This is a genomic window from Streptomyces sp. NPDC045701 (assembly GCF_056432045.1).
The window spans coordinates 46386-71391 of the sequence record NZ_JBWKJV010000028.1 but is presented as its reverse complement, the minus strand read 5'-3'; the positions used below and the strand labels follow the sequence as shown (position 1 = coordinate 71391).

Sequence of the window (25006 nt, the reverse complement as noted above, 5' to 3'; positions counted from 1 at the left end):
GGCTGGTCTCTTTACCCGATCCCCGCACCTTTGACCGGTCCGGGTGCCCTGACCTGCGAAGGCGGCCGACCGGACGGGTGCGTGTGCGCGTATCGTCACTCTGTGTATCACGGGGGGTGACTCCGGGCAATGACTGTCGTTACGGCACTCTTGGGGCCGTTGCGGCGGTGCTCAGCGGTACGTGGCCACCAGGCGCGCCAGCTGGCGGCCGGCCTGGAGCAGCGGCTCCTCGCTGCGGGTGACCTGGGCGGTCACCTCGGCGCCCTCCAGGGTGCTGATGACCGTGCCGGCCAGTTCGCGGGCGTCGGGCCGCGGGAGGCCGGCCCTCAGGAGCCTGTCGGCGACCAGGTCCTGCCAGCCGCGCAGCGCGTCGGCGCAGGCTCGCTGGATCTCCGAGTCGGTGCCGAGGGTCTCCAGGGCGGCGGCGGTGACGGGGCAGCCGTCGGTCCAGCCCGATGCGCGCAGGGCCGTGGCGAGGGAGCGGGCGCAGGCCTCGACGGCGGCGGCCGGGTCCTCCTCGCCGTCCAGCGCCTCGCGCAGGAGCGCCGCGAACTCCTCGTCGCCGTGCTTGATCGCCGCGACGGCGACGGCCTCCTTCCCGCCGGGGAAGAAGTGGTAGACGGAGCCCAGGGTGGCGTCCGCCTCCTTGGCGATCTGCTTGATGCCCGTGCCGACGTATCCCTGCCGCTGTACGAGGCGGGCGGCGGCGAGGACGATCCGGTCGCGGGTGCTGGTCTGCATGGACCGATGGTACCGAGCCACTGAGTAGAGCGTTCGTTCTAGGGCTGTGCTACGGTCGCTCCGTGCTCTGGATAGAGCGTTCGTTCTAGTCATCAGGAGTTCCCGTGTCCAGCACCACGCCCGCTCCCGTCACCGTCATCGGCCTCGGCCCCATGGGCCGGGCCATGGCCGGCACGTACCTCGACCGGGGCCACCGCGTCACCGTCTTCAACCGGACCCCCTCCCGCGCCGACGCCCTCGTCGCGCGGGGCGCCCGCCGCGCCGGCACCGTCGAGGAGGCCCTCACCGCCTCCGAGTTGGTGGTGCTGAGCCTCACCGACTACGAGGCCGTGTACGCCGTACTGGGCGGCGCCGACCCCGCCGCGTTCGCCGGCCGGGTCCTCGTCAACCTCACCTCCGACACCCCCGGCAAGGCGCGCGAGGCCGCCGCCTGGGCCGCCGCGCGGGGCGCCACGCAGCTCACCGGCGGTGTGCTGACCCCTCCTCAGGGCATCGGCGACCCCGGCTCGTCCACCTTCTACAGCGGCCCCCGCGAGGTGTTCGACGCCCACCGGGGCACCCTGGAGGTCCTGACCGCCGCCGACCACCGCGGCGAGGACCCGGGTCTCGCCGCGCTCCTCTACCAGCTCAACATGACGATGTTCTGGTCCGCGCTGACGAGCTACTGGCAGGCCGTCGCCATGGCCGACGCCCACGGGCTGAAGGCGGCCGACGTCCTGCCCTTCGCCGTCGACGCGCTGAACCTCACCCGGTTCCTGGAGTTCTACACGCCCCGGGTCGACGCCGGCGACCACACCGGGGACGTCGACCGGCTCGCCATGGGCGCCGCCAGCGTCGAGCACGTCCTGCACACGGCAGCGGACTCCGGCGCCGACACCACCCTCCCCGCCGCGCTCCTCGACGTCTTCCGGCGTGGCGTGGCCGCCGGGCACGGCGCGGACAGCGCCTCCAGCCTGGTGGAGATCCTGAAGCGGCCGCCGGTGCCGGTACGTTGACCCGCCCCCGGTGCCGTGACCGGCACCGGACAGCGCGCACGGGGGGTCGGCCGCACGCCAGGGCGTCCGGACCACCCCCCGAAAGGGGGACCCGCCGCCTACACTGGCGCTCGGTGGACGGCCATGTCGTGAGGGGTGGTTGACGGTGCGTAAGGCGTGGCTGGTCGCCGGGGTGTCCGTCGGGGCGTGCCTGAGCTTCGTCGCGCTGCTGGTAGTCGGGACGTACTCGGCCGCCGCCGGGCTGCTCGGCGGGGCCGGAGGAGCCCTCAACGGGGCCGTCGGGCTGGCGAAGGGCGCCGTGCCCGCCGCGTACCAGCCGCTGGTGCAGCGGTGGGGCAACCTCTGCCCCGCCATCAACCCGGCCCTCCTCGCCGCGCAGCTCTACCAGGAGAGCGGCTGGAACCCCAGGGCGGTGAGCCACGCCGATGCCCGGGGCATCGCCCAGTTCATCCCCGGGACGTGGGCCTCGCACGGCATCGACGGCGACAAGGACGGCGACCGGGACGTGTGGGACCCGGCTGACGCCATCCCCTCGGCCGCCTCGTACGACTGCGAGCTCGCCGGGTACGTCAAGAACGTGCCCGGCGACCGGACGAACAACATGCTCGCCGCCTACAACGCCGGTGCGTACCGGGTGATAAAGGCCGGCGGGGTGCCGGGCATCAGCGAGACGCAGAACTACGTGCGGATCATCCGCTCGCTGGAGAAGAGCTTCGCGCGGCCCGTCGGCCGGGTCGAGCCGTCGCGGCAGGCGGCCGGGGCGATCTACTTCGCCCAGAAGAAGCTGGGCACGCCCTACCTCTGGGGCGGCAACGGAACGCCCGAGCAGCAGGGGCGGTTCGACTGCTCGGGGCTGACGCAGGCCGCGTACCGGACGGTGGGCATCGAGCTGCCGCGCGTCGCCAACGACCAGTACAACGCCGGGCCGCACCCCTCGCGCGACGAGCTCCTGCCGGGCGATCTCGTTTTCTTCTCGGATGACTTGAACAATTCGCGCGCCATCCGGCACGTGGGGCTCTACGTGGGCGGCGGATACATGATCAACGCCCCGTACACCGGGGCTGTCATCCGGTTCGACAAGATCGACACGCCCGACTACTTCGGAGCCACGCGCGTGACCGAGGATGGCGCGAAAGCGCTCCCCACGGCGCGGCCCTGAGCTGCGCGTACGTATCACTCTTCGATAACGTCATCGTGATCGTTCCGTGGAGAGTGGAACGTACCCCTCCTGCGGGTCGTTCCCTGGACCGACGATGGCGACACTGACCGGGTGACACAAGGCAAGGGGCCGCAGCAGATGGCTGGACTCGCATCGGACGGTTCGAACCCCGATGTCGGCCTGCTCTACGACATCAACGGCCTGGCGAAGGACGCCCCTTCGTGGTTCGACCGCGTCATGGAGTTCACCGGCGAGTACGGGATCATGCTGGCGATGGTGCTGGTCGTGCTCTGGTGCTGGTGGAGCGTACGCCGACGCGGCGGGCCGGAGGACTCCGTCGCCGCCGTCGCGGGCCTGGTCTGGGCCCCCCTCGCCGCCGGGGTCGCCCTCCTCGTCAACATCCCCATCCGCGGGTTCGTGGAACGGCCGCGGCCCTTCAAGGACCACCAGGGGCTCGAGGTGCTGGTGGACGGGAAGACCGACTTCTCGTTCGTGAGCGACCACGCCACCATGGCGATGGCCATCGGGGTCGGGGTGTTCGTCGCCAACCGCCGCTTCGGCCTCGCCGCCATCGGCCTCGCCCTCGTCGAGGGCTTCTGCCGCGTCTACATGGGCGTGCACTACCCCACCGACGTCGTCGGAGGCTTCGCCCTCGGTACGGCGGTGGCGCTGCTCCTCGCCCCCGTCGCCCTCGCGCTGCTGACCCCCCTGGTGCGGGCCGTGGCGCGCTCCGGAAGGGCCGGCCGGCTCGTACGGTCGCGCCGGGCGCCCGCGTGGGAGCGCCACGAGACGCTGGACATCGCCGACCCCCGGCTCGGTTCCGGCTCGGCGTCCGGCGCCGACGAGAACGACCTGGCGGCCTAGGGAGCGGCCTTGTCGATCAGGCCGCCCGCCTTGATCGGCAAGGAACCCCCACCAGGCCCCCCCCACCCCTCCCGGCCGGCGATCAGGCACCGGCCGGCGGCGGCCCGGTGTGCTCCGCGGCGTCCAGGCGCGCGCGGTCCCTGGACCGTCTCGCGGGCCCGGCCCAGCCGCAGGTGCAGCGGGCGACGGCGAACGAACCACGCTCGGTGGTCGTGGTGTTGTGGAGGTCCGGGGCGGCGGGCGTCTGGTCATGCGCGTGCACGGCTCCACGGTACCGGCGTGACGGCGCGCCCGGGCGTTCGTTAGGTGGATGGGGTCTCCTCAGCTCCCCAGGGCCCGGGGGAGGGCGGGGCCCCGGCAGCCGGCGGCACAGTGTTGGGGGTTGGCAGGCGATGGTGGTGCAGCAGAGGCGCAGGGGCGGCACGTTCGCCGTCGCGGTCGCCGTGGTGGGTGCGGTCGTCAGCGGGTGCTCGGCGGCGGCCGACGCCTCGCCCGGCGCGGACCCGGGCGACGTGGTGCGCGGGGTCCCCGACGTCCTGACGCGGGCGGGCACCGCCAAGGCGCGTACGTCCATGGAGATGGCGACCGGCGGGACGCGGGTCACCATCCGGGGCGAGGGCGTGTACGACTTCGTCCGGCGGCACGGCCGGCTCAGGGTCGTCCTGCCCGAGGACCCTTCCGGGGTGGACGGACACCGCCCGATCACCGAGCTCCTCGCCCCCGGCGCGCTCTACATGAAGAACCGCGGCGCCGGTGTCCCCGCCGACAAGTGGGTCCGCGTCGACACCACCACCCTGGAGGACGGCAACCTCGTCACCGGCGGGGCGACCGATCCGGCCGCCGCGGCCGAGCTGCTGCGCGGCGCGCGGGACGTGAGCTACGTCGGCGAGGAGGAGCTCGCGGGCGTGCGGGTGGTCCACTACCGCGGGGTCAGCGACCTGGGCCGGGCGGCGCGGGCGGCCTCGCCGCAGGTGCGGGGGGCGCTCCAGGCGGCGGCGAAAGGGTTCGCCAGGGACGCGGTGCCGTTCGACGCGTACCTGGACGGCGAGGGGCGGCTGCGCAAGGTGCGCCACCGGTTCAGCTTCGCCAACCAGGGGCGTACGGTCGCGGTCGCCTCGACGACGCTGCTGTACGAGTTCGGCGCCCCCGTCTCCGTACGGCTGCCGGCCCACCGGGACATCTACTCCGGGAAGGTCCGGGCCTGACCATCGTGAGAATGGTCCGGACGTGCCATGCGCGGTGCGTGTCGCGCTCCCTACGCTAGGAAGTCGACACCGGCAGGAAGAGGTGATGCGCGTGGCCCCGCCCACTCCGACGACAGTCCAGGACCACGTGGCCCTCGCCGAGATCGAGCTGTGCGGTGAGTTGATGATCGCGGCGGCCGCCGCGGACGGCGAGCGGCTCAGCGCGGACCTCATCGACGAGGTGCTGAACGTGATACCCGAGGGGCGCGGCGGTGCTGCCGCGCCCCGCTGAACACCTTCGCGTCAGGTCCGCATCATGCGGGCGATGGCCTTCGTCGCCTCCTCGACCTTCGCGTCGATCTCGTCCCCGCCCTTGACGGCGGCGTCGGCGACGCAGTGCCGCAGGTGTTCCTCCAGGAGCTGCAGGGCGAAGGACTGGAGGGCCTTGGTGGACGCGGAGACCTGGGTGAGTATGTCGATGCAGTAGACGTCCTCGTCGACCATGCGCTGGAGGCCCCGGATCTGGCCCTCGATGCGCCGCAGGCGCTTGAGGTGCTCGGTCTTCTGCTGGTGATAGCCGTGCACACCGTGGTCGTGGTCCGTCACCACGGTGTCCTGTTCCGTGACCGGAAGGCCGGCCGCCTCGGTGGTCGTCATCGCGTCCTCCCGTTGTCCCTGGGGGAAGTTGATACCCCTCGTGGGTATATGGTACCGATCCTTTGCCGCAGCGGACGGGGGCCGGTTCTGTTCACTGTGCCCGATGGGCGACACTGAAGAACGCCGGTTAGCCGTGGCCGGATGATGCGCCTAGCATCAGCCTGACCGAAACCCATGCACCTAGAGGACCCCACGTGCGCTTTCGTCTGACCCCCAGGGAGACGAGCTTCTACGACATGTTCTCCGCGTCCGCGGACAACATCGTCACGGGCTCCAAGCTCCTGATGGAACTGCTCGGAGCGGATTCATCCGCACGGGCCGAGATCGCGGAGCGGATGCGGGCAGCGGAGCACGCGGGCGACGACGCGACCCACGCGATCTTCCACCAGCTGAACTCCTCCTTCATCACGCCGTTCGACCGCGAGGACATCTACAACCTCGCGTCGTCGCTCGACGACATCATGGACTTCATGGAGGAGGCCGTCGACCTCGTCGTCCTCTACAACGTCGAGGAACTGCCGAAGGGCGTCGAGCAGCAGATCGAGGTCCTGGCCCGCGCCGCCGAGCTGACCGCCGAGGCCATGCCGCACCTGCGGACGATGACCAACCTCACCGAGTACTGGATCGAGGTCAACCGGCTGGAGAACCAGGCGGACCAGATCCACCGCAAGCTGCTCGCCCACCTCTTCAACGGCAAGTACGACGCCATCGAGGTGCTCAAGCTGAAGCAGATCGTGGACGTGCTGGAAGAGGCCGCCGACGCGTTCGAACACGTGGCCAACACGGTGGAGACCATCGCGGTCAAGGAGTCCTGAGCTTCGTGGACACCTTCGCACTGGTCGTGACCATCGGTGTCGCGCTCGGCTTCACGTATACGAACGGCTTCCACGACTCGGCGAACGCCATCGCCACGTCGGTCTCCACCCGGGCGCTGACCCCGCGCGCGGCGCTCGCCATGGCCGCGGTGATGAACCTCGCCGGCGCCTTCATGGGCAGCGGCGTGGCCAAGACGGTGAGCGAGGGCCTGATCCAGACGCCCGAGGGCCAGCGCGGCATGGGCATCCTGTTCGCGGCGCTGGTCGGCGCGATCGTCTGGAACCTGATCACCTGGTATTTCGGGCTGCCCTCGTCGTCCTCGCACGCGCTGTTCGGCGGCATGGTCGGCGCGGCGCTGGCGGGCGGCACGACCGTCTACTGGGGTGGCGTCGTCGACAAGATCGTCATTCCGATGTTCGTGTCGCCGGTGGTCGGCCTGGTGGTCGGCTACCTGGTGATGTGCGTCATCCTGTGGCTCTTCCGCAAGGCCAATCCGCACAAGGCCAAGCGGGGCTTCCGCATTGCCCAGACCGTCTCGGCGGCGGGCATGGCCCTCGGCCACGGCCTCCAGGACGCCCAGAAGACGATGGGCATCGTGGTCATGGCGCTCGTCATCGCCGACGTGCAGGACGCGGGCGACGCGATCCCGATCTGGGTCAAGGTCGCGTGTGCCGTGATGCTGTCGCTGGGTACGTACGCGGGCGGCTGGCGCATCATGCGCACGCTGGGCCGCAAGATCATCGAGCTGGACCCGCCGCAGGGCTTCGCCGCGGAGACCACGGGCGCGTCGATCATGTTCGGTTCGGCGTTCCTCTTCCACGCGCCGATCTCGACGACGCACGTGATCACCTCGGCGATCATGGGCGTGGGCGCGACGAAGCGGGTGAACGCGGTGCGCTGGGGCGTCGCGAAGAACATCATCCTCGGCTGGTTCATCACCATGCCGGCGGCGGCGCTGGTCGCGGCGGTGAGCTTCTTCGTGGTCCAGCTGTTCTTCGGCTGACGGCTCCCGCGAAGCGGTACGTGAGAGGGCCCGCCCCTGGGACAAGGGGCGGGCCCTTCGCCTTGCGGTGGCACCGCCATGCAGCACCGCAGGACGTCCATCCCGGGACCTCCCGGCCCCGGCGCCCGGGGCGCGGTGCCTGGCGGACGCGACCGGACCCACCACCCCGGGCACGTCGATCAGCCGAAGCGGCCGGAGATGTAGTCCTCCGTCGCCTGGACCGACGGGTTGGAGAAGATGCGCTCCGTCTCGTCGATCTCGACCAGCTTGCCCGGCTGGCCGACCGCGGCCAGGTTGAAGAAGGCCGTACGGTCGGAGACCCGGGCGGCCTGCTGCATGTTGTGGGTCACGATGACGATCGTGAACCGCTCCTTCAGCTCGCTGATCAGGTCCTCGATCGCGAGCGTGGAGATCGGGTCGAGTGCCGAGCAGGGCTCGTCCATCAGCAGCACGTCCGGCTCGACCGCGATCGCGCGGGCGATGCACAGGCGCTGCTGCTGGCCGCCCGAGAGGCCGGAGCCGGGCTTGTTGAGGCGGTCCTTGACCTCGTTCCACAGGTTGGCGCCCTTGAGGGAGCGCTCGACCACCTCGGCGAGCTCGCCCTTCCGGTACGAGCCGTTCAGGCGCAGCCCCGCCGCCACGTTGTCGAAGATCGACATCGTCGGGAAGGGGTTCGGGCGCTGGAAGACCATGCCGACCGTGCGGCGCACGGTGACGGGGTCCACGTCCTTGCCGTACAGGTTGTCGTCGTCCAGCAGCACCTTGCCCTCGACGCGGCCACCGGGGGTGACCTCGTGCATCCGGTTCAGGGTGCGCAGGAAGGTGGACTTGCCGCAGCCGGACGGGCCGATGAAGGCCGTCACGGAGCGGGGCTCGACGGTCATCGAGATGTCGTCGATCGCCTTGTGGGAGCCGTAATAGGCGGTGAGGCCGCTGACGTCGATTCGCTTGGCCATTTCACTCACTTCCGGGTGGCCTCAGCGGCCGGTCTTCGGGGCCTTCCAGCGGGCGATGCCGCGGGCGACCAGGTTGAGGATCATGACGAAGGCGATCAGCACCAGAGCGGCGGCCCAGGCGCGGTCGTACGACGCCTCGCTGCCGACCCGGTACTGCTCCCAGATGTAGAAGGGGAGCGAGGACTGGGCACCTTCGAAGGGGTTGGTGTTGATCAGCTGGCTGCCGAAGACCAGCAGCATGACGGGGGCGGTCTCACCGGCGATGCGGGCGATCGCGAGCATCACACCCGTGGTGATGCCGCCGATCGCGGTCGGGATGACGACCTTCAGGATGACGCGCCACTTCGGTACGCCGAGGGCGAGCGCGGCCTCGCGCAGCTCGTTGGGGACGAGCTTGAGCATCTCCTCGGTGGAGCGGACCACGACCGGGATCATCAGGATCGCCAGCGCCAGGGCGCCCATGAGGCCGGACGGCGCCAGGCCCGCGATCAGCATGATCGAGAGGATGAAGAGGCCCGCGACGATCGACGGGATGCCGGTCATGACGTCGACGAAGAACGTGACGGCCTTGGCGAGCGCGCCCTTGCCGTACTCGACGAGGTAGACGGCCGTGAGCAGGCCGATCGGGGCGGAGACGAGGGTGGCGAGGCCGACCTGCTCCAGCGTGCCGATCAGCGCGTGGTAGACACCGCCGCCGGTCTCGAAGCCGGGGACGCCGGCCATGGAGTGGGTGAGGAAGTAGCCGTCGAAGACCTTGATGCCACGGCCGACCGTCGTCCAGATCAGGGACAGCAGCGGCACGACGGCGAGGAGGAAGCACACCCAGACGACGCTGGTGGCGAGCCGGTCCTTGGCCTGGCGGCGGTTCTCGACGGCCGAGGTCACCGCGTACGAGATGACGACGAACAGGCCGGCGGCGAGCAGGCCCCACTGGATGCGGCTGTGCAGACCGGCGCCCGCGCCGACGGCGATGCCGAGGGCGATCGACACGGCGGCGAACCCGGCCGGTGCCCAGCGCGGCAGCCGGCGCTGGCTGAGGGTGCCCTTGCGCGGGCCGGTGACGGCCTGGGCGGGGGTCGTGTCCTGGATCACGTTGCTCATCAGGCGTTCGCCCCCGAGTACTCCTTGCGGCGCGCGATGATCAGGCGGGCCGCGCCGTTGACAAGCAGGGTGAGGACGAAGAGCACCAGGCCGGAGGCGATCAGGGCGTCCCGCCCGAGCTCGTTGGCCTCGTCGAACTTCGCGGCGATGTTCTGGGCGAACGTACCGCCGCCCGGGTTGAGCAGGTGCAGCGAGATCACGAAGCTCGGGGAGAGGACCGTGGCGACGGCCATCGTCTCGCCGAGCGCGCGGCCGAGGCCCAGCATCGAGGCGGAGATCACGCCGGAGCGGCCGAACGGCAGCACGGACAGGCGGATGACCTCCCAGCGGGTGGCGCCGAGGGCCAGGGCGGCCTCCTCGTTCATGCGCGGTACCTGGAGGAAGACCTCGCGGCTGACGCTGGTCACGATCGGCAGGATCATGATCGCGAGCAGGATGCCCACGGTGAACAGCGAGCGGGCGACGCCGACCTCGGTCTTCTCGAACAGGTACGTCCAGCCCAGGAACTGGTCCAGCCAGAGGTTCAGGCCCTCCAGGTACGGGACGAGGAACAGGGCGCCCCAGATGCCGTAGATGATCGACGGTACGGCGGCCAGCAGATCGACGACGTACGCGAGCGGCGCGGCCATCCTGCGGGGCGCGTAGTGCGAGATGAACAGCGCGATGCCGACCGCGATCGGGACGGCGATCACCATCGCGACGACCGAACTCACGATCGTGCCGAAGAGCAGGACCGCGATGCCGAAGACCGGCGGGTCGCCGGCCGGGTTCCAGTCGAAGGTGGTGAGGAAGTTCCCGTCGTTCTCGGCCAGGGCGAGCGAGGCGCGGTACGTGAGGAACACGGCGATCGACGCCATGATCACCAGGAGCAGGATGCCGGAGCCCTGGGAGAGGCCCAGGAAGATCTTGTCGCCCGCGCGGCCTGTCGAGGTGGGGCCCGGCTTTCCGGCGACCGGCGGGGCCGGCGCGTTGTCAGTCGTTATAGCCATGGTCTTTCCGGTCTGTGTGGGGGAAGTCCGCCGTGGCGGCTCCCCTGGCGGCGGTGCACCGGATGGGGTGGGGGCCGGCCCGGCGAGCGGCCGGGCCGGCCCTCGGTCAGGACAGGCCCTTGACGGTCTCGCGGACCTTCACGTTGATCTCGGCCGGGATCGGGGCGTAGCCGGCCTCGGACAGGACCTTCTGGCCCTCCTCGGAGGAGGTGTAGGTCAGGAAGGACTTGACGGTGCCGAGCGTCTCGGCCTTGTTGCCGGTGTCGCAGACGACCTCGTACGTCACCAGGACGATCGGGTACGCGCCCTCGGCCTTGGTGGCGTAGTCCAGGTCGAGCGCCAGGTCCTTGCCGGTGCCCTTGACCTTGGCGGCGGCGATGGCCTTGGAGGCGTTCTCCGAGGTGGCCGCGACCGGGGCGGAGGCGCCGGTGTCGATCCGGACGGTCGGGATGTTCTGCGAGGTGGCGTAGCTCAGCTCGAAGTAGCCGATGGCGCCCTCGGCCTGCTTCACCTGGGCGGCGACGCCGGAGGAGCCGGACGCGGCCTGGCCGCCGGGGGCGGGCCACTTCTTCTCGGCCTCGTAGGACCAGTCCGCCTTGGCGGCCTTGCCGAGGTACTTGCCGAGGTTCTGCGTGGTGCCGGAGTCCTCCGAGCGGTGGAACGCCTGGATCGGCGTGCTCGGGAGCTTGGCGTTCGGGTTGAGCTTGGCGATCGCCGCGTCGTCCCACTTCTTGATCTTGTCGTTGAAGATCTTGGCGATCGTGGGGGCGTCGAGGACCAGGTCCTTCACGCCGGGCAGGTTGTAGCCGATCGCGATCGGGCCGCCGACCATCGGGAGGTTGATGCCCTGGCCGCCCTTGCAGATCTTCTTGGACTCGGTGACCTCGTCCGGCTTCAGCGCGGAGTCCGAGCCGGCGAACCCGACGGTGCCCTGGTTGAAGGCGACGATGCCCTCGCCGGAGGAGGACGACTTGTAGTTGACCTCGACGCCCGTGCAGGCGGCCATGTAGTTCTTGACCCACAGGTCCATCGCGTTCTTCTGCGCGGACGAGCCGGAGGCCAGGAGCTGGCCCTTGGCGCCCTCGCACGCGATGTTCGACGCGGCCCCGGTCTTCTTGCCGCCGGCGGATGCCCCGGTGTTGTCGTCCGAACCACACGCCGTGAGGACCAGGGCGCCGGAGACGGCGAGGGCGCCGAGCGCGGTGGCGCGAAGCCCGTTCTTGCGCTGAAGCTTCACTTTCGGGTGTTCCTTCCAGAAGCCGCCGGTCCGCCGTACATGCGAGTACGTCGTGGGCGGCGTGTGTCGGGGAGTGAATGGCGGGCGACGCGTCCCGGGCGGGCGACGCGTTCACCGTGCAAGGCCGAAATTAGGCAGAACAGGTGAAGTGGCCGACGGAGGAGAGTGAACGGCAGGTGAACCGTGACGGAAGCCGTGGTGAGGCATCGTGCGGGTCATTTTCCCCGGGCGCGGCGCCGCCCGGCGGTGCCCCTTGTGCGGGGCGTGACCGTGTGCTGCGGGCCGCGCGGGGCGGCGGCGGGGCGCGGGGGTGGGGGCGTGCGCCGGTGCGTGCGGTACGCGGGGCGGAGCCCCGACCACCCGGGAGGGGGGCGCGCCCCGGGGACGGGGGTAACCCGGGGGTGTGAGCCGGGCGCGTGGCCCAGGGGCGGGTGGCGTTGCCGCGCAGCCGGCCCCTCCTCGCCGTACAGGACACAACCCCCGCACCGGCTCACGCCGAACCGCCCGCGAGACGGCGGACGACCGGGTTGTGGCACCACCCACCGACCCGGCAGCCGGGAGACGGACCCGGGGCGGGGCCGTGCAGGGTCGCCCCGCAGAGGTCGGCGGCGACGGAAGGGCGCCGGCTTGGAGGACCCAGGGCCGCCGGCCCCGAGGAGGTGAGCCCGGAGGGGCCCCACCCCACCACCCGCCGACAGGCACCGCACGACGGGTGCGCCGCGCAAGGGGGCCACGCACGGCGCACGCGGCCCCGCAGGCACCCGCACCCGCGCCCGAACCCCCACCGCAGGCACCGCGCCCGCAACCCCACCGCAGGCACCGCGCCCGCAACCGCAACCCCACCCCAGCCACCGCGCCCGCAACCCCACCGCAGCCACCGCGCCCGCAACCCACCGCAGCCACCGCGCCCGAACCCCCACCGCAGCCACCGCGCCCGAACCCCCACCGCAGCCACCGCGCCCGCAACCGCACCGGCGCGGCGCCCGGACGTCAGGCGGGGCGTGCCGTGGCCAGGAACGCGGAGACGAGGTCCTTGTCCTTGGCGTACGTCAGGCGGGCCAGGGCGGCGTCCGGGGTGAGCCAGAGCAGTTCGTCGACCTCCCGGTTGGGGCGGAAGCTACCGCCCGTGGCCTCGGCCGCCCAGTAGCGGACCTCCTTGGCGCGGCCCGCGACCTCGTACCGGGCGGTCGGCAGTTCCGCGCCGGGGGCGCAGGTCATGCCGGTCTCCTCCAGCACCTCGCGGACCGCCGCGTGACGCGACCGCTCACCGGGCTCCAGCTTGCCCTTCGGCAGCGACCAGTCCGCGTGCTTGGGGCGGTGGATGACCGCCAGCTCGATCCCGTCGCCCGAGGGCGAACGGCGCCACAGCACGCAGCCCGCCGCCCGGATCACGTCGTCACCGCCGTACGCTGCCAGGCCCGCCGGAAGGCGTGCCGCGCGGCCTCCACGTCGTGCCGCTGGTCGGCGTGGAGCACCCCGAGGGCGTACGCCGTCGCGGGGGCGATGCGCGGGGTACGCGCGGCGGTCGCGGCGGCGGCGGCGGCCTCCGCGGCGTCCCGGTGGCGGTCCAGCGCCCGGCCCGCCTCGTAGAGCCGTGGCTCCGCGCCCCGCGCCTCGCCGGCGTACCGGTGCAGCCGCAGCAGGAGCCGTACCTGGTGCCACGGCCCGTCGAGCTGCTCGCCGCCCACGGCGGGTGCCATGGGCAGGGCGGCCACCGCGTCCAGCAGGCGCCGCTCGACGGCCTCCGCCGGCGGGCCGAGGACCTCGCGGGCCGGCGCGGCGGCGGCGGGGCCCAGCGGCACCTCCGAGGCCAGCAGTGCCACCGCGTCGGCGACCGCGTGGAACCGGGACGAGCCCAGCGCCTGGAGCGCGGCGGAGTGGGCGCGGGTCCTGGCCAGGGTGAGCTGCCGCTCCAGCAGCGCGCCCGCCCGGGCGGCGCCCACGGCCAGGGCCTGGGCACCGGATCCGCCGCTCCTGGGGGCCGGGACCGTGGCCGTACCGCCCGACAGCCGGCCCAGGGCGTCGACGAGCCGGACGAGCCGTGACGTACAGGCGTGTTCGGCGGCCAGTGTGCCGGAGAGCCAGGCGAGTTCGGCGCGCAGCTGGTCGGCCCAGTCGGCGTCGAGCAGGGGCCGGAAGGTGTGCAGGGTGCCGCTGATGCGGCGGGCGGCGGAGCGCAGTCCCCGGGTGGCCTCCTCGGCGCCCGCCGTGTCCGCGCCGCACTCGCCGTGGTGGCGCAGGCTGCGGAGGAAGTCCGCCGCCCGGGCGTGGAGGTAGGGCGACAGGACCTCGCCCGCGGAACCGGGCCTGATGTGGTCAGGGTTGAGCACGTCGGCGCCTCCGCGCGTCGATCAGCATCTCCTGGACGTGCCGCAGCGGCCGGCCGTCTTGGTCGGTCGCGTGCCGCGTCCATTCCCCGTCCGGTCCGAGGTGCCAGGAGGAGGTGGTGTCGGCCATGCCGGTGTCGAGCAGCCGGTCGAGGGCGGCTCGGTGGGCCGGGTCGGAGACCCGTACCAGTGCCTCTATGCGGCGGTCGAGGTTGCGGTGCATCATGTCGGCGCTGCCGAACCAGACTTCGGGCTCGCCGCCGTTGCCGAAGGCGAACACGCGGGAGTGTTCCAGGAAGCGGCCGAGGACGGACCGGACGCGGATGTTCTCCGACAGGCCGGCCACCCCCGGCCGTACGGCGCAGATGCCGCGCACCCAGATGTCCACCGGTACGCCGGCCTGCGAGGCCCGGTAGCAGGCGTCGATGACGGCCTCGTCGACCATCGAGTTGACCTTGATGCGGACGTGCGCGGGCCGCCCGGCGCGGTGGTGGACGATCTCCTTGTTGATGCGGGAGACCAGCCCGTCGCGCAGCGACTTGGGCGCGACGAGGAGCCGGCGGTAGGTCTCGCGGCGCGAGTAGCCCGACAGCCGGTTGAAGAGGTCGGACAGGTCAGCGCCGACCTGCGGGTCGGCGGTCAGCAGGCCCAGGTCCTCGTACAGGCGGGCCGTCTTGGGGTGGTAGTTGCCGGTGCCGACGTGGCTGTAGCGGCGCAGGGTGTCGCCCTCCTGGCGGACGACGAGCGACAGCTTGCAGTGGGTCTTCAGGCCGACGAGGCCGTACACGACGTGGCAGCCGGCCTCCTCCAGTTTGCGGGCCCACTTGATGTTGGCCTGCTCGTCGAAGCGGGCCTTGATCTCGACGAGGACGAGGACCTGCTTGCCCGACTCGGCCGCGTCGATGAGGGCGTCGACTATGGGGGAGTCGCCGGAGGTGCGGTACAGCGTCTGCTTGATGGCCAGGACGTCCGGGTCGCCGGCCGCCTGCTCCAGGAAGGCCTGGACGGAGGTGGAGAAGGAGTCGTACGGGTGGTGGAGCAGCACGTCGCGCTCGCGCACGGCGGCGAAGATGTCGGGCGCGGACGCCGACTCGACCTCCGCCAGGTCGCGGTGGGTGCCGGCGACGAACTTGGGGTACTTCAGCTCGGGCCGGTCGAGGGCGGAGATCCCGAAGAGGCCGGTCAGGTCGAGCGGTCCGGGCAGCGGGTAGACCTCGGCGTCGGAGACCTTCAGCTCGCGTACGAGGAGGTCGAGGACGTACGGGTCGATCGACTCCTCGACCTCCAGGCGCACCGGCGGCCCGAAGCGGCGCCGCATGAGTTCCTTCTCCAGGGCCTGGAGCAGGTTCTCGGCGTCGTCCTCCTCGACCTCCAGGTCCTCGTTGCGGGTCACGCGGAACATGTGGTGCGCCAGCACCTCCATGCCCGGGAACAGCTCCTCCAGGTGTGCGGCGATGACGTCCTCGAGCGGGACGTAGCGCTGCGGGGAGGCTTCGAGGAAGCGGGAGAGCAGCGGCGGGACCTTGACGCGGGCGAAGTGCCGGTGCCCGCTGACGGGGTTGCGCACCACGACGGCCAGGTTGAGGGAGAGGCCGGAGATGTACGGGAAGGGGTGCGCCGGGTCGACGGCGAGCGGCGTCAGGACCGGGAAGATCTGCTGGCGGAACAGGGTGAAGAGCCGCGCCTGCTCCTTCTCGGTCAGCTCGGGCCAGCGGATGAGGTGGATGCCCTCGTCGGCCAGGGCGGGGGAGATGTCCTGCTGGAAGCAGGCCGCGTGCCGGGCCATGAGCTCCCGCGACCGGGTCCAGATCAGGTCGAGCACCTCGCGGGGCTGGAGCCCGGACGCGGAGCGGGTGGCCACGCCGGTGGCGATGCGGCGCTTGAGGCCGGCCACGCGGACCATGAAGAACTCGTCCAGGTTCGAGGCGAAGATCGCGAGGAAGTTCGCCCGTTCGAGGAGGGGTGTCGCCGGGTCCTCGGCGAGTTCCAGCACCCGTTCGTTGAACGCCAGCCAGCTGCGTTCGCGGTCCAGGAAGCGGCCGGCCGGCAGCTCGGCGCCGGTGGCGTCGTCCTCGTAGGAGTCGAGGTCGGCGTCGAGATCGCGCGCCAGGTCGGACACGGGCGCGTGGGCCACGGTGTGCGGCCGGTGCGCGGCTATGGAGCCGACGGACGGCTGGGACTGCGGGACCTGGACCTCGGCGGGCTGCTGGCTCATGGCACCATTCTTCCGCGCGATGGGCTGGTCAAGCGCGTCGGAACGGGCCGGGGGCACGGCGGGCTTCATTGAGCGAGCTTCGCAAGCGTGTCTGAATGGCCGGTAACGTTGACGTGACGTGCTGGGGGCGGACGGCCGGACCCCCCGTCCCGGCCGTCCGCCCAGGTGGCGCGGTTACGCGTGGTGGCGGCGCAGCACCCGGAAGGCCAGGGCGGTGGCCAGGGCCGCGAGGACGAGGAGGATGCCGGTCTCGACGAGCTGGAGGGGCCAGAAGTGCGAGGCGGGGTGGTACACGGCGTACCACTGCTTCGCGGAGCGCGCCTCGTAGCACCCGGGTGGCGCCACGGTGTGCAGGCACTCCTGGATGCGCTGCCCCGTCGGCGTGATCACACCCATGTCGAGCTGCCAGGCGCCGCCTCCGACCTCGCCGCGGGAGTTCTTCCACACCACCTCGGCGGGAGACCACAGCCCGGACCGCCACCGCTCGAAGAGGACCATCAGCAGGCCGGTGGCGGCGAGCGCGATGCCCCCGGCGGGCAGCGCGCGCCGAACCAGCAGGCCCGAGAGCGCGCCGAGGGCCAGGGCCAGCAGGCCGTACGCGGGGAGCGCCGGGCCCATCGCCACGAAGACGTCCGGGTGGTACCACACGTCGGCGAGCGCACCGGGGGCGGAGCGGCGCACCCACCGGTACAGCAGCGAGAGCGTCAGGAGACCGGTGGTGGTCGCGAGCGCCGGCAGGGCGAGCTTGGTGAGGAGCCAGCGGGCCGGGGTCACCCCCTGCGTCCAGGCGAGGTGGGCCGTGCCGCGCTGGAGCTCCGCCCCGATCAGCACCGCGCCGGCGTAGAACGCCAGGACGAGCGGGGACCAGGCCAGCACGGTGGAGGCGAGGCTCATGTTCCCCGAGTGGGCGAACGACGGCATCACGTCGTGCTCCACGCAGGGCGGCAGCCCGGTGCCGGGCGAGCCGCACGGTCCGGCCCGCCCGGCGAGCTCGGTACCCGCCGCGTGCAGTGCGACCAGGGCGGCGGCGCCGAGCACCAGGAACCCGCCGAAGAGCAGCAGCGCCCTGCGGTGCAGGGTGAGCACCGTCCAGGTGAGCCCGCGCGGGGCGAGCGCGCTCACGCCGCCACCGTCCCGTCCTCCGTGCCGACGGACGCGCTCGGGGTGAGGAGCGGTGGGGCCTCGGGGGCGCGGAGATGGGCGAGCAACAGGTCCTCCAGGGTCGGTTCCGTGGTGCGCCAGGACGCGGGGTCGACCGGGCCGTCGTGGCGGACCAGCGCGGTGAGCTGGCGGCCGGTGACGCGGGACTCCACGACCGTGTGCGGGGCCGGGTCGCCGACCGGGCCGGTGATCAGGGTGTGGGCGGCGAGCAGGTCGTCGATGCCGCCGCCGAGGCGGATCCGGCCGCCGGTGACGAGCAGCAGGTGGTCGCAGACGCCCTCCAGTTCGCCCAGGATGTGCGACGACATCACGATGCTCGTGCCGTGTTCGGCCGCGTCCGCCATGAGCGTGCCCATCAGCTGGTGGCGGGCGAGCGGGTCGAGGTCGGCCATCGGCTCGTCGAGCAGGAGCAGTTCGGGTCGTTTGCCGAGCGCGAGGGCGAGGGCGACGCGGGTGCGCTGACCGCCCGACAGGGTGCGGACGCGGGCTGTGGGGTCGAGCGTGCCGACGACGCGGCCGGCCGTTTCGGCGTCCCAGCGGCGGGGGTTGAGCTCGGCGCCCATGCGCAGCGTCTCGGCGACCGTGAGCTGCGGGTACAGCGGCTTGTCCTGGGCGACGTACCCCACGCGGTCGCGGGCGGACACCGGGTCGGTGCCGAGGACCCGGACCGTGCCGGCGGTCGGCCGCGCCAGCCCGGCGGCCAGCGCGAGGAGCGTGGACTTGCCCGCGCCGTTGGGGCCGACGAGCGCGCAGACGCGGCCGGCGGGGACCCGGAAGCCGCAGTCGGACAGGGCGGGGTCGCCCCGCCGTCCGTACCGTTTGGTGAGGCCGTGGGCCTCCAGGGCGCTGGTCATGAGTCGTCCCCCTCGTAGAGCTGTTCCAGTACGGAGGCGAAGAGCGCGGTCATGTCGTCCCGCTCCAGCCCGGCCGCGCGGGCGCGGGCGGCCCAGTCGGCGAGTTCGCCGCGCAGCGGGGAGTCGGCCGGGGCGCTGCCCAGGGTCCTCCGTACGAAGGTGCCGAGGCCCCGGCGGGCCTCCACCAGGCCCTCCCGCTCCAGTTCGCGGTAGGCCTTGAGCACCGTGTTCGGGTTGATGGCGGTGGCCTGGACGACCTCGCGGGCGGTGGGCAGCCGGTCGCCGGGTTCCAGCAGGCCCAGGCGGAGGGCCTGTTTGGTCTGCTGGACGATCTGGAGGTAGGTGGCGACGCCACTGCGCCGGTCGATGCGGTACTCGACCACGTCTGCACCACCCTTTCACTAATCAAGTAGTGAAAGGGTGGTGCAGAAGAGGGCGGGGTGTCAACACCCCGCCCTCTCGGACTTCCGGCGTCACGTCTCCGAGCGGTACATCAGGTCCACCTCGTGCGTGGTGAACCCCATCCCCTCGTACACCCGCACCGCCGCCGTGTTGTCGGCGTCCACGTACAGCATCGCCGTCGGTACGCCCTCCGCCGCCAGGTGCCGCAGCCCGACCGAGGTCAGCGCCTTGCCGAGGCCGCCGCCCTGCGCGTCGGGGCTGACGCCGACGACGTACACCTCGCCAAGCTGCTCCTCGGCGTGCACCTTCGTGCAGTGGAAGCCCACGACCGCGCCGTCCGACTCCCGTACGGCGAGGAAGAAGCCCTTGGGGTCGAACCACGGCTCGGCCTTGCGGTCGTCCAGGTCCCGCTGGGTCAGCGCGCCCTGCTCGGGGTGGTGCGCGAACGCGGCGGCGTTGACCGCCAGCCAGGCGGCGTCGTCCTGACCGGGAACGAAGGTGCGCACGGTCACGCCGGGCGGGAAGGCCGGCTCGGGTACGTCCGACAGGTCGGTCAGCGGCCGGCGCATCTGCCGCAGCTCCCGGAACAGGGTCAGCCCCAGCACCTGGGACAGGTGGCGGGCGGCGGACTTGCCGCCGTGCGCCCACACCCGCAGCCGCTTGCCGGAGGCCGCCAGCAGCGCGGAGCCCAGCGCCCGGCCGTGCCCCCGGCCGCGGTGCGAGGGGTGGACGACCAGCTCCGCCGCCGGCGCCTCGACCGGGTCGGTGTCCTCCAGCTGGGCGTAGCCCACGAGGTCGCCCCGGACGGTGAGCAGCAGGTGGGACACCCCCGCGCGGCGCCCGCCGCGCAGCTGGAGGCGGCCCTGTTCGGAGACCGCCTGCATGCCGTCGGCGCGAGCGGCGTCGGCGAGGAGGGCGAGGACGTCCTGGGCCTGCTCGTGGGTGAGCTCGTCGAAGGTGTCGATGCGGCGGCCGGGTTCGAGGGCCGGTACGGGGGCGTCAGTCGTCATGCGTACGAGCCTACGACCGGGTGCCGGTGGTCGATGGCAACCGGCTTGTAACCCGCCAACCCCTGTTGCGCTACGCGCGTTGACTCTAGGCTGCGCTGGGCCCTACCGAACTTGTTGACCACGAGGGGACAGATGTCAGCGACACCGCACAAGAACCGGGCGGCGCGGCGGATACTCGCCACCGCCGCCGGACTGGCCACCGTCGGCGCGATGGTCGCCGCCCTGCCCGCCGGCGCCGACGACCGGGGCCGGCCGGCCGGCCACCACCCGGGCCGCACCGTCGACGTGCAACTGCTCTCCTTCAACGACCTGCACGGCAACCTGGAGCCGCCGGCCGGTTCGTCCGGGCAGGTCACCCGGACCAAGCCGGACGGCACGACCGAGAAGGTCGACGCGGGCGGTGTCGAGTACCTCGCCACCCACCTGCGCACCGCGCGCCAGGGCAACCCGTACTCCGTCACCGCCGCCGCCGGTGACATGATCGGCGCCTCGCCGCTGATGTCGGGCCTCTTCCACGACGAGCCGACCGTCGAGGCGCTGAACAAGCTGAAGCTCGACGTCTCGTCGGTGGGCAACCACGAGTTCGACGAGGGCGCCAGGGAGCTGGCCCGCATACAGAACGGCGGCTGCCACCCGACCGGGGGCTGCTTCGAGGAGGGCAAGACCTTCGGCGGCGCCGCCTTCCCGTACCTCGCGGCCAACGTGACGGACGAGAAGACCGGCAAGCCGATCCTGGACCCGTACTTCGTCTGGGAGCGCAAGGGCGTCAAGATCGGTTTCATCGGGGTGACCCTGGAGGGCACGCCGAACATCGTCACCGCCGAGGGCGTCAAGGGCCTGAAGTTCGGCGACGAGGTCGAGACGATCGACAAGTACACCAAGGTCCTGGAGCGCAAGGGCGTCAAGTCGATCGTCGCCCTGATCCACGAGGGCGGCGCTCCGGCCTCGTCCTCGTACAACTACGACTGTGACAGCCCGGGGGCTGGCGACGGCATCTCCGGCCCGGTCGTCGACATCGCGAAGAAGCTGAACCCGCAGGTCGACGCGCTGGTCACCGGTCACACCCACCAGGCGTACGTGTGCACCGTGCCGGACCCGTCCGGCAAGCCGCGCATGGTCACCTCGGCGGCCTCGTACGGCAAGCTCTACACCGACACGACGCTGACGTACGACCGCCGGACCAAGGACATCGTGCGCACGTCGGTGGAGTCGGCGAACCACGTGGTCTCGCGCGACGTGCCGAGGGCCGCCGACATGACCTCGCTGATCCAGCGGTGGAACGCGCTGGCCGCGCCGATCGCGAACCGGCCGCAGGGCTTCATCTCCGCCGACATCAACGGCCGCGGGTCCTCGGAGTACGAGAAGCCGCTCGGCGACCTGATCGCCGACGCGCAGCTCGCCGGGCTCGCCCCCGCCGACAAGGGCGGGGCGCAGATCGCGCTGATGAACCCGGGCGGCATCCGCTCGGACCTGGTGTACAAGGCGTCCGGCGGCGAGGGCGACGGGGTGGTGACGTACGGCGAGGCGTTCACCGTGCAGCCGTTCACCAACATGATGAACGTGGTCGACCTGACCGGTGCTCAGCTCATCGCGGGTCTCCAGCAGCAGGTCAGCGGCTCGAACCAGGCCTCCCCCAAGATCCTCCAGGTCTCGAAGGGCTTCACCTACACGCTCGACATGACCAGGGCGGGCGCGGCGCGTGTGGTGGTCGACTCGGTGAAGCTGAACGGTGAGCCGATCGACCCGGCGAAGTCCTACCGCGTCGCGATGAACGAGTTCCTCGCGGGCGGCGGCGACGGCTTCCCGGCCCTCGCCCAGGGCAGGAACAAGCTGGTCGGCGCGTCCGACCTGGACGTCTTCAACGCCTACCTGGCGGCCAACTCGTCGGCGTCCGCGCCGATCGCGCCGCCGAAGGCCGACCGGATCACGGTCGTCAAGTAACAGCACGCGGTACGGGCGCGGGGCGGCGAGCCGGTGAAACGGTTCCGCCGCCCCGCGCACACGTCTGTCCCTAGTGACGTGTACGCGTCATACTCCGCGCATGGACCTCGACCTGGACCTGAGCCGGCGGAGCTTCCTCGCGGCCACCGCCGCCGTATCCGCCACCGCCCTGCTGGGCACCCCCGCCCGCGCCCGTACCCGGGTGCAGGCCACGCAGGACTGGATGGCCCGCATCCCAGGCGACACCCCGCTGCGGGCGCTCACCATCCCCGGTACGCACAACTCCGCCGCCCCGGCCGGCGGGCTGTGGGTCGCCTGCCAGAACACGAGCGTCGCCCAGCAACTCGCGAGCGGTATCCGCTTCCTGGACATCCGGTGCCGGGTCACCGGCGACGCCTTCGCCATCCACCACGGGGCGTACTACCAGAACCAGATGTTCGGCGACGTCCTCATCGCCTGCCGCGACTTCCTCGCCGCGCACCCGTCCGAGACGGTGCTGATGCGCCTCAAACAGGAGTACTCCGAGGACTCCGACGCCACCTTCCGGCGGATCTTCGACCTCTACCTGGACGCCAAGGGCTGGCGCCCCCTGTTCCGCATCGGCGACGGCCTCCCCGCGCTCGGCGAGGCGCGCGGCAGGGTCGTGCTGCTCGCCGACAACGGTGGCCTGCCCGGCGTGCGGTACGGGGACGGCGCGCTGTTCGACGTCCAGGACGACTACATGGCCGAGCCGTCCGCCAAATACCCGAAGGTCGAGGCCCACTTCCGCAAGGCCGCCGCCCAGCCCGGCAAGCTGTACGTCAATCACGTCTCCACCGCCGCGCTGCTCCCGCCCCGCTGGAACGCCGACCGGCTCAACCCGCGTGTCCACGGCTTCCTCGACGGGGCGGAGGCGGCCGGCTGGCGGGGCCTCGGCATCGTCCCGATGGACTTCCCCAACACCCGTGCGGGACTCGTCGAGTCCCTGATCCGCCACAACGCCTGAGCCGGCGCACGGGTTTTCCGGGCCCGGGGTTCCCCCGGCGGGCGGTGAAAAACGTCATGGCGTACCTGGGCCCGTTCCGTTTGCGCCACGAGATCCCGGCCGGATAGCTATGTATGCGCACGTCCGGCCGGGGCCGAGGGGGAACCGGCCCCGGCCGGACGTCCCGGTCCGCTTCCGGCGCGGACCGCTCCGTTCCCGGTACGGACCAGGCCGTTCCCGGTACGGACCAGGCCGTTCCCGGTACGGATCAGGCCGCTCCCGGCGTGGACGGCGGCGGCGTCGGCGCACCCGGCAGCCGGATCACCGCGCGCGTACCACCGCCCGCCGCCGCCGTCAGCTCCACCGCACCGCCCGCCTGCCGCACCGTCCGCGCCACGATCGACAGGCCCAGCCCCGACCCGGGCAGGCCGCGCGCCGACGGCGAGCGCCAGAACCGCTCGAAGACGTGCGGCAGCTCGTCCGGCGGGATGCCCGGCCCGTGGTCCCGCACGGTCAGTTCCCCGGCCACCAGCGCCACCTCCACCGTCCCGCCCGGCGGCGAGAACTTCACCGCGTTGTCCAGGACGTTCACCAGCGCGCGTTCGAGCCCCGCCGGCTCCGCCCGCACGTACCAGGGCCGCACGTCCTCCGCCGAGAAGGTCAGCTCCGGGCCCCGCAGCCGCGCCCGGTCCAGCGCCGTACCGAGGAGGTCGTGCAGTGCGACCACCTCCAGCCGGCCGGGGGCCGCCGCGTCCGGCCGGGACAGCTCCTGGAGGTCACCGATGAGCGCCGCCAGTTCCGTCATCTGCGCCTTCACGGACGTTATCAGGGCCCGCCGGTCCCCGGGCGGGATCGCCCGTCCCGTCTCTTCGCTGCGGACCAGCAGCTCGATGTTGGTCCGCAGCGAGGTCAGCGGCGTACGCAGCTCGTGCCCCGCGTCGGCGATCAGCCGCGCCTGCCGGTCGCGGGAGGAGGCGAGGGCCGCGGTCATGGCGTTGAACGACCGCGACAGGCGGGCGATCTCGTCCTCGCCGTCGGCGGGGATCCGCACGGTGAGGTCCTCCGTCCGCGCCACGTGCTCCACCGCCCCGGTCAGCCGGTCCACCGGTTTCAGTCCGGTCCGCGCCACCCACAGCCCCGCGGCACCCGCGCCGACGACCCCGACGCCGGCGACGAGGCCCAGCACGAGGGTGAGCGTGTTCAGCGCGTCGTCCACCTCGTTCAGCGGCCGGGCGACGGACACCGCGCCGGACCAGCCCGGCAGCGGATAGGTGAGCACCCGGTAGTCCGAGCCGTCGGACGCCCGGGCGTCGTGCGCCGCCTCGGCCGCCCGCCCGCCGGCGACCGCGAGGTCGTCGGCGGTCACGGTGACCGACTGCCGGCCGACCACCACGCAGCTGACGCCCTTGGCGTCGACCACCTGGATGGTCTGCTGGAACAGGTCCTGGTTGGGGCGGTCCGGCGGGGCCGACCCCGGAGCGCGGCAGCCCCCCGACCGGAACACGGCGAGGACGTCCGCCGGGGCCACCCGGTTCTCCCGCAGCGCGTCGTCCAGCGACCCCACCAGCGCGTTGCGCACCATGAACCAGCAGGTCACCGCCACCGCCGCCACCGCGACAGCCACCGCCGTCGCGGTCAGCAGCGCGAGGCGGGAGCGCAGCGGCAGCGCGCGGAAGCGGCGGAGCGGTCCGGTCACTCGGCGGCCCCGCCGCGCAGCACGTACCCCACGCCCCGCACGGTGTGCACCAGACGCGGCTCACCGGCCGCCTCGGTCTTGCGCCGCAGGTACATCACGTACACGTCCAGGGAGTTGGAGCTGGGTTCGAAGTCGAAGCCCCACACCGACTTGAGGATCTGCTCCCGCGTCAGCACCTGCCGGGGATGCGACAGGAACATCTCCAGCAGCGTGAACTCCGTACGGGTCAGCTCCACCGGCCGGCCGCCGCGCGTCACCTCGCGCGTCGCCAGGTCCATCCGGAGGTCCGCGAAGGCCAGGGCGTCGCCCTCCGGCTCCGGGCCGCCGGAGGCCGTCGCGTACGAGCTGCGCCGCAGGAGCGCGCGGATGCGGGCGAACAGCTCGTCGAGCTCGAACGGTTTGACCAGGTAGTCGTCCGCGCCCGCGTCGAGACCGGTCACGCGGTCGCCGACCGTGTCGCGGGCGGTGAGCATCAGGATGGGCACGGTCGAGCCGGCCGCGCGGATGCGGCGCGCGGCGGTCAGGCCGTCCATGCGGGGCATCTGCACGTCGAGGACGACGAGATCGGGGGCGTACGCGTCCATCCTGGCGAGCGCGTCGGCGCCGTCGACGGCGACGTCCGTCCCGTACCCCTCGAAGGCGAGGCTGCGCCGCAGCGCCTCGCGCACGGCGGGCTCGTCGTCCACGATCAGGATGCGGTCGGCGTCAGTGTTCATGGGGCCAGCGTCGCACGC

At 72.2% G+C, this 25006-nt stretch carries 25 protein-coding genes; 9 read left to right on the top strand and 16 right to left on the bottom strand.

Annotation, left to right across the window (positions count from 1 at the left end; genetic code table 11):
* Positions 1-171 precede the first annotated feature (171 nt).
* Positions 172-741: a TetR/AcrR family transcriptional regulator gene (locus AC07DW_RS24980; RefSeq protein ID WP_478859910.1), complete on the bottom strand. Its 570-nt coding sequence runs from the start codon at positions 739-741 to the stop codon at positions 172-174.
* A gap of 104 nt (positions 742-845) precedes the next feature.
* Between AC07DW_RS24980 and AC07DW_RS24975 the strand changes: the two genes are divergently transcribed.
* The 3 genes from AC07DW_RS24975 to AC07DW_RS24965 all read left to right on the top strand — a co-directional run bounded on the left by AC07DW_RS24975 (position 846) and on the right by AC07DW_RS24965 (position 3759).
* Entirely contained in the window at positions 846-1736 is an 891-nt protein-coding gene (locus AC07DW_RS24975) for an NAD(P)-dependent oxidoreductase (protein WP_478859909.1), read from the top strand.
* Between the two features lie 145 nt (positions 1737-1881).
* On the top strand, positions 1882-2895 hold the full coding sequence (locus AC07DW_RS24970) for a C40 family peptidase (protein ID WP_478859908.1): 1014 nt from the start codon (positions 1882-1884) through the stop codon (positions 2893-2895).
* 138 nt (positions 2896-3033) lie between these two features.
* Positions 3034-3759 carry a phosphatase PAP2 family protein gene (locus AC07DW_RS24965; RefSeq protein ID WP_478859907.1) on the top strand — a complete coding sequence of 242 codons (726 nt, stop codon included), beginning with the start codon at positions 3034-3036 and terminating at the stop codon, positions 3757-3759.
* Positions 3760-3841: 82 nt separating this feature from the next.
* Here AC07DW_RS24965 and AC07DW_RS24960 read toward each other — a convergent pair whose 3' ends face one another.
* Positions 3842-4021 (bottom strand): hypothetical protein, encoded by a 180-nt coding sequence (locus AC07DW_RS24960; protein WP_478859906.1) that lies wholly within the window; start codon positions 4019-4021, stop codon positions 3842-3844.
* A 130-nt stretch (positions 4022-4151) separates the two neighbouring features.
* Here AC07DW_RS24960 and AC07DW_RS24955 point away from each other — a divergent pair, with 130 nt between their 5' ends.
* Entirely contained in the window at positions 4152-4964 is an 813-nt protein-coding gene (locus tag AC07DW_RS24955; RefSeq protein WP_478859905.1) for an SCO4651 family lipoprotein, read from the top strand.
* An 85-nt stretch (positions 4965-5049) separates the two neighbouring features.
* Positions 5050-5235, top strand: a complete 186-nt coding sequence (locus AC07DW_RS24950) for a hypothetical protein (protein WP_478859904.1) — start codon at positions 5050-5052, stop codon at positions 5233-5235.
* A gap of 11 nt (positions 5236-5246) precedes the next feature.
* On the opposite strand, the gene AC07DW_RS24945 is transcribed toward AC07DW_RS24950, so the two are convergent.
* Positions 5247-5600 carry a metal-sensitive transcriptional regulator gene (locus tag AC07DW_RS24945; protein WP_478859903.1) on the bottom strand — a complete coding sequence of 118 codons (354 nt, stop codon included), beginning with the start codon at positions 5598-5600 and terminating at the stop codon, positions 5247-5249.
* A gap of 194 nt (positions 5601-5794) precedes the next feature.
* On the opposite strand from AC07DW_RS24945, the gene AC07DW_RS24940 reads away from it, so the two are divergent.
* Together AC07DW_RS24940 and AC07DW_RS24935 are read left to right on the top strand one after the other, a co-directional pair.
* A complete protein-coding gene (locus AC07DW_RS24940) occupies positions 5795-6415 on the top strand; it encodes a DUF47 domain-containing protein (protein WP_470639815.1) in 621 nt (206 codons plus the stop codon).
* A 5-nt stretch (positions 6416-6420) separates the two neighbouring features.
* Positions 6421-7419, top strand: coding sequence for an inorganic phosphate transporter (locus AC07DW_RS24935; protein WP_189550163.1), 999 nt, complete (start codon positions 6421-6423; stop codon positions 7417-7419).
* A 179-nt stretch (positions 7420-7598) separates the two neighbouring features.
* Here the strand turns inward: AC07DW_RS24935 and pstB are convergent, their stop codons facing one another.
* The 11 genes from pstB to mshD form a co-directional block, all read right to left on the bottom strand.
* On the bottom strand, positions 7599-8375 hold the full coding sequence (gene pstB / locus AC07DW_RS24930; RefSeq protein ID WP_478859902.1) for a phosphate ABC transporter ATP-binding protein PstB: 777 nt from the start codon (positions 8373-8375) through the stop codon (positions 7599-7601).
* Positions 8376-8396: 21 nt separating this feature from the next.
* Positions 8397-9476: a phosphate ABC transporter permease PstA gene (pstA, locus tag AC07DW_RS24925; RefSeq protein ID WP_478859901.1), complete on the bottom strand. Its 1080-nt coding sequence runs from the start codon at positions 9474-9476 to the stop codon at positions 8397-8399.
* Positions 9476-10465 carry a phosphate ABC transporter permease subunit PstC gene (gene pstC / locus AC07DW_RS24920; protein ID WP_478859900.1) on the bottom strand — a complete coding sequence of 330 codons (990 nt, stop codon included), beginning with the start codon at positions 10463-10465 and terminating at the stop codon, positions 9476-9478. Before pstC ends, pstA begins: the two co-directional genes overlap by 1 nt.
* 106 nt (positions 10466-10571) lie before the next feature.
* Positions 10572-11702 carry a phosphate ABC transporter substrate-binding protein PstS gene (gene pstS, locus AC07DW_RS24915; protein WP_478859899.1) on the bottom strand — a complete coding sequence of 377 codons (1131 nt, stop codon included), beginning with the start codon at positions 11700-11702 and terminating at the stop codon, positions 10572-10574.
* A gap of 990 nt (positions 11703-12692) precedes the next feature.
* Entirely contained in the window at positions 12693-13094 is a 402-nt protein-coding gene (locus AC07DW_RS24910; protein ID WP_478859898.1) for an NUDIX hydrolase, read from the bottom strand.
* Positions 13091-14032: a CHAD domain-containing protein gene (locus tag AC07DW_RS24905; RefSeq protein ID WP_478859897.1), complete on the bottom strand. Its 942-nt coding sequence runs from the start codon at positions 14030-14032 to the stop codon at positions 13091-13093. The genes AC07DW_RS24910 and AC07DW_RS24905 overlap by 4 nt, the downstream gene beginning before the upstream one ends.
* Complete coding sequence (locus AC07DW_RS24900) at positions 14019-16244, bottom strand: RNA degradosome polyphosphate kinase (protein WP_478859896.1); 2226 nt, start codon at positions 16242-16244, stop codon at positions 14019-14021. The genes AC07DW_RS24905 and AC07DW_RS24900 overlap by 14 nt, the downstream gene beginning before the upstream one ends.
* A 174-nt stretch (positions 16245-16418) precedes the next feature.
* Positions 16419-17366, bottom strand: a complete 948-nt coding sequence (locus tag AC07DW_RS24895; protein WP_478859895.1) for a hypothetical protein — start codon at positions 17364-17366, stop codon at positions 16419-16421.
* The gene (locus tag AC07DW_RS24890) at positions 17363-18259 is read right to left on the bottom strand and encodes an ABC transporter ATP-binding protein (protein WP_478859894.1); all 897 of its coding nucleotides are present in this window, start codon (positions 18257-18259) and stop codon (positions 17363-17365) included. Before AC07DW_RS24890 ends, AC07DW_RS24895 begins: the two co-directional genes overlap by 4 nt.
* Positions 18256-18642: a GntR family transcriptional regulator gene (locus AC07DW_RS24885; protein ID WP_478859893.1), complete on the bottom strand. Its 387-nt coding sequence runs from the start codon at positions 18640-18642 to the stop codon at positions 18256-18258. The genes AC07DW_RS24890 and AC07DW_RS24885 overlap by 4 nt, the downstream gene beginning before the upstream one ends.
* A gap of 90 nt (positions 18643-18732) precedes the next feature.
* Positions 18733-19671 (bottom strand): mycothiol synthase, encoded by a 939-nt coding sequence (gene mshD / locus AC07DW_RS24880; RefSeq protein WP_478859892.1) that lies wholly within the window; start codon positions 19669-19671, stop codon positions 18733-18735.
* Positions 19672-19803: 132 nt separating this feature from the next.
* Here mshD and AC07DW_RS24875 point away from each other — a divergent pair, with 132 nt between their 5' ends.
* Both AC07DW_RS24875 and AC07DW_RS24870 read left to right on the top strand, forming a co-directional pair.
* A complete protein-coding gene (locus AC07DW_RS24875) occupies positions 19804-21612 on the top strand; it encodes a bifunctional metallophosphatase/5'-nucleotidase (RefSeq protein WP_478859891.1) in 1809 nt (602 codons plus the stop codon).
* Positions 21613-21712: 100 nt separating this feature from the next.
* Entirely contained in the window at positions 21713-22597 is an 885-nt protein-coding gene (locus AC07DW_RS24870) for a phosphatidylinositol-specific phospholipase C (protein WP_478859890.1), read from the top strand.
* 247 nt (positions 22598-22844) lie between these two features.
* Here the strand turns inward: AC07DW_RS24870 and AC07DW_RS24865 are convergent, their stop codons facing one another.
* Both AC07DW_RS24865 and AC07DW_RS24860 read right to left on the bottom strand, forming a co-directional pair.
* Positions 22845-24272, bottom strand: a complete 1428-nt coding sequence (locus AC07DW_RS24865; protein WP_478859889.1) for a HAMP domain-containing sensor histidine kinase — start codon at positions 24270-24272, stop codon at positions 22845-22847.
* Complete coding sequence (locus tag AC07DW_RS24860) at positions 24269-24988, bottom strand: response regulator transcription factor (protein WP_478859888.1); 720 nt, start codon at positions 24986-24988, stop codon at positions 24269-24271. Before AC07DW_RS24860 ends, AC07DW_RS24865 begins: the two co-directional genes overlap by 4 nt.
* Positions 24989-25006: the final 18 nt, after the last annotated feature.

Excerpts from the sequence above, each read along its gene's own strand:
- AC07DW_RS24980 (WP_478859910.1), bottom strand. The coding sequence starts at position 741 with ATGCAGACCAGCACCCGCGACCGGATCGTCCTCGCCGCCGCCCGCCTC.
- AC07DW_RS24965 (WP_478859907.1), top strand. The coding sequence starts at position 3,034 with ATGGCTGGACTCGCATCGGACGGTTCGAACCCCGATGTCGGCCTGCTC.
- AC07DW_RS24955 (WP_478859905.1), top strand. The coding sequence starts at position 4,152 with ATGGTGGTGCAGCAGAGGCGCAGGGGCGGCACGTTCGCCGTCGCGGTC.
- AC07DW_RS24950 (WP_478859904.1), top strand. The coding sequence starts at position 5,050 with ATGCGCGTGGCCCCGCCCACTCCGACGACAGTCCAGGACCACGTGGCC.
- AC07DW_RS24945 (WP_478859903.1), bottom strand. The coding sequence starts at position 5,600 with ATGACGACCACCGAGGCGGCCGGCCTTCCGGTCACGGAACAGGACACC.
- pstB (WP_478859902.1), bottom strand. The coding sequence starts at position 8,375 with ATGGCCAAGCGAATCGACGTCAGCGGCCTCACCGCCTATTACGGCTCC.
- pstA (WP_478859901.1), bottom strand. The coding sequence starts at position 9,476 with ATGAGCAACGTGATCCAGGACACGACCCCCGCCCAGGCCGTCACCGGC.
- pstC (WP_478859900.1), bottom strand. The coding sequence starts at position 10,465 with ATGGCTATAACGACTGACAACGCGCCGGCCCCGCCGGTCGCCGGAAAG.
- AC07DW_RS24900 (WP_478859896.1), bottom strand. The coding sequence starts at position 16,244 with ATGAGCCAGCAGCCCGCCGAGGTCCAGGTCCCGCAGTCCCAGCCGTCC.
- AC07DW_RS24890 (WP_478859894.1), bottom strand. The coding sequence starts at position 18,259 with ATGACCAGCGCCCTGGAGGCCCACGGCCTCACCAAACGGTACGGACGG.
- mshD (WP_478859892.1), bottom strand. The coding sequence starts at position 19,671 with ATGACGACTGACGCCCCCGTACCGGCCCTCGAACCCGGCCGCCGCATC.
- AC07DW_RS24875 (WP_478859891.1), top strand. The coding sequence starts at position 19,804 with ATGTCAGCGACACCGCACAAGAACCGGGCGGCGCGGCGGATACTCGCC.
- AC07DW_RS24870 (WP_478859890.1), top strand. The coding sequence starts at position 21,713 with ATGGACCTCGACCTGGACCTGAGCCGGCGGAGCTTCCTCGCGGCCACC.
- AC07DW_RS24860 (WP_478859888.1), bottom strand. The coding sequence starts at position 24,988 with ATGAACACTGACGCCGACCGCATCCTGATCGTGGACGACGAGCCCGCC.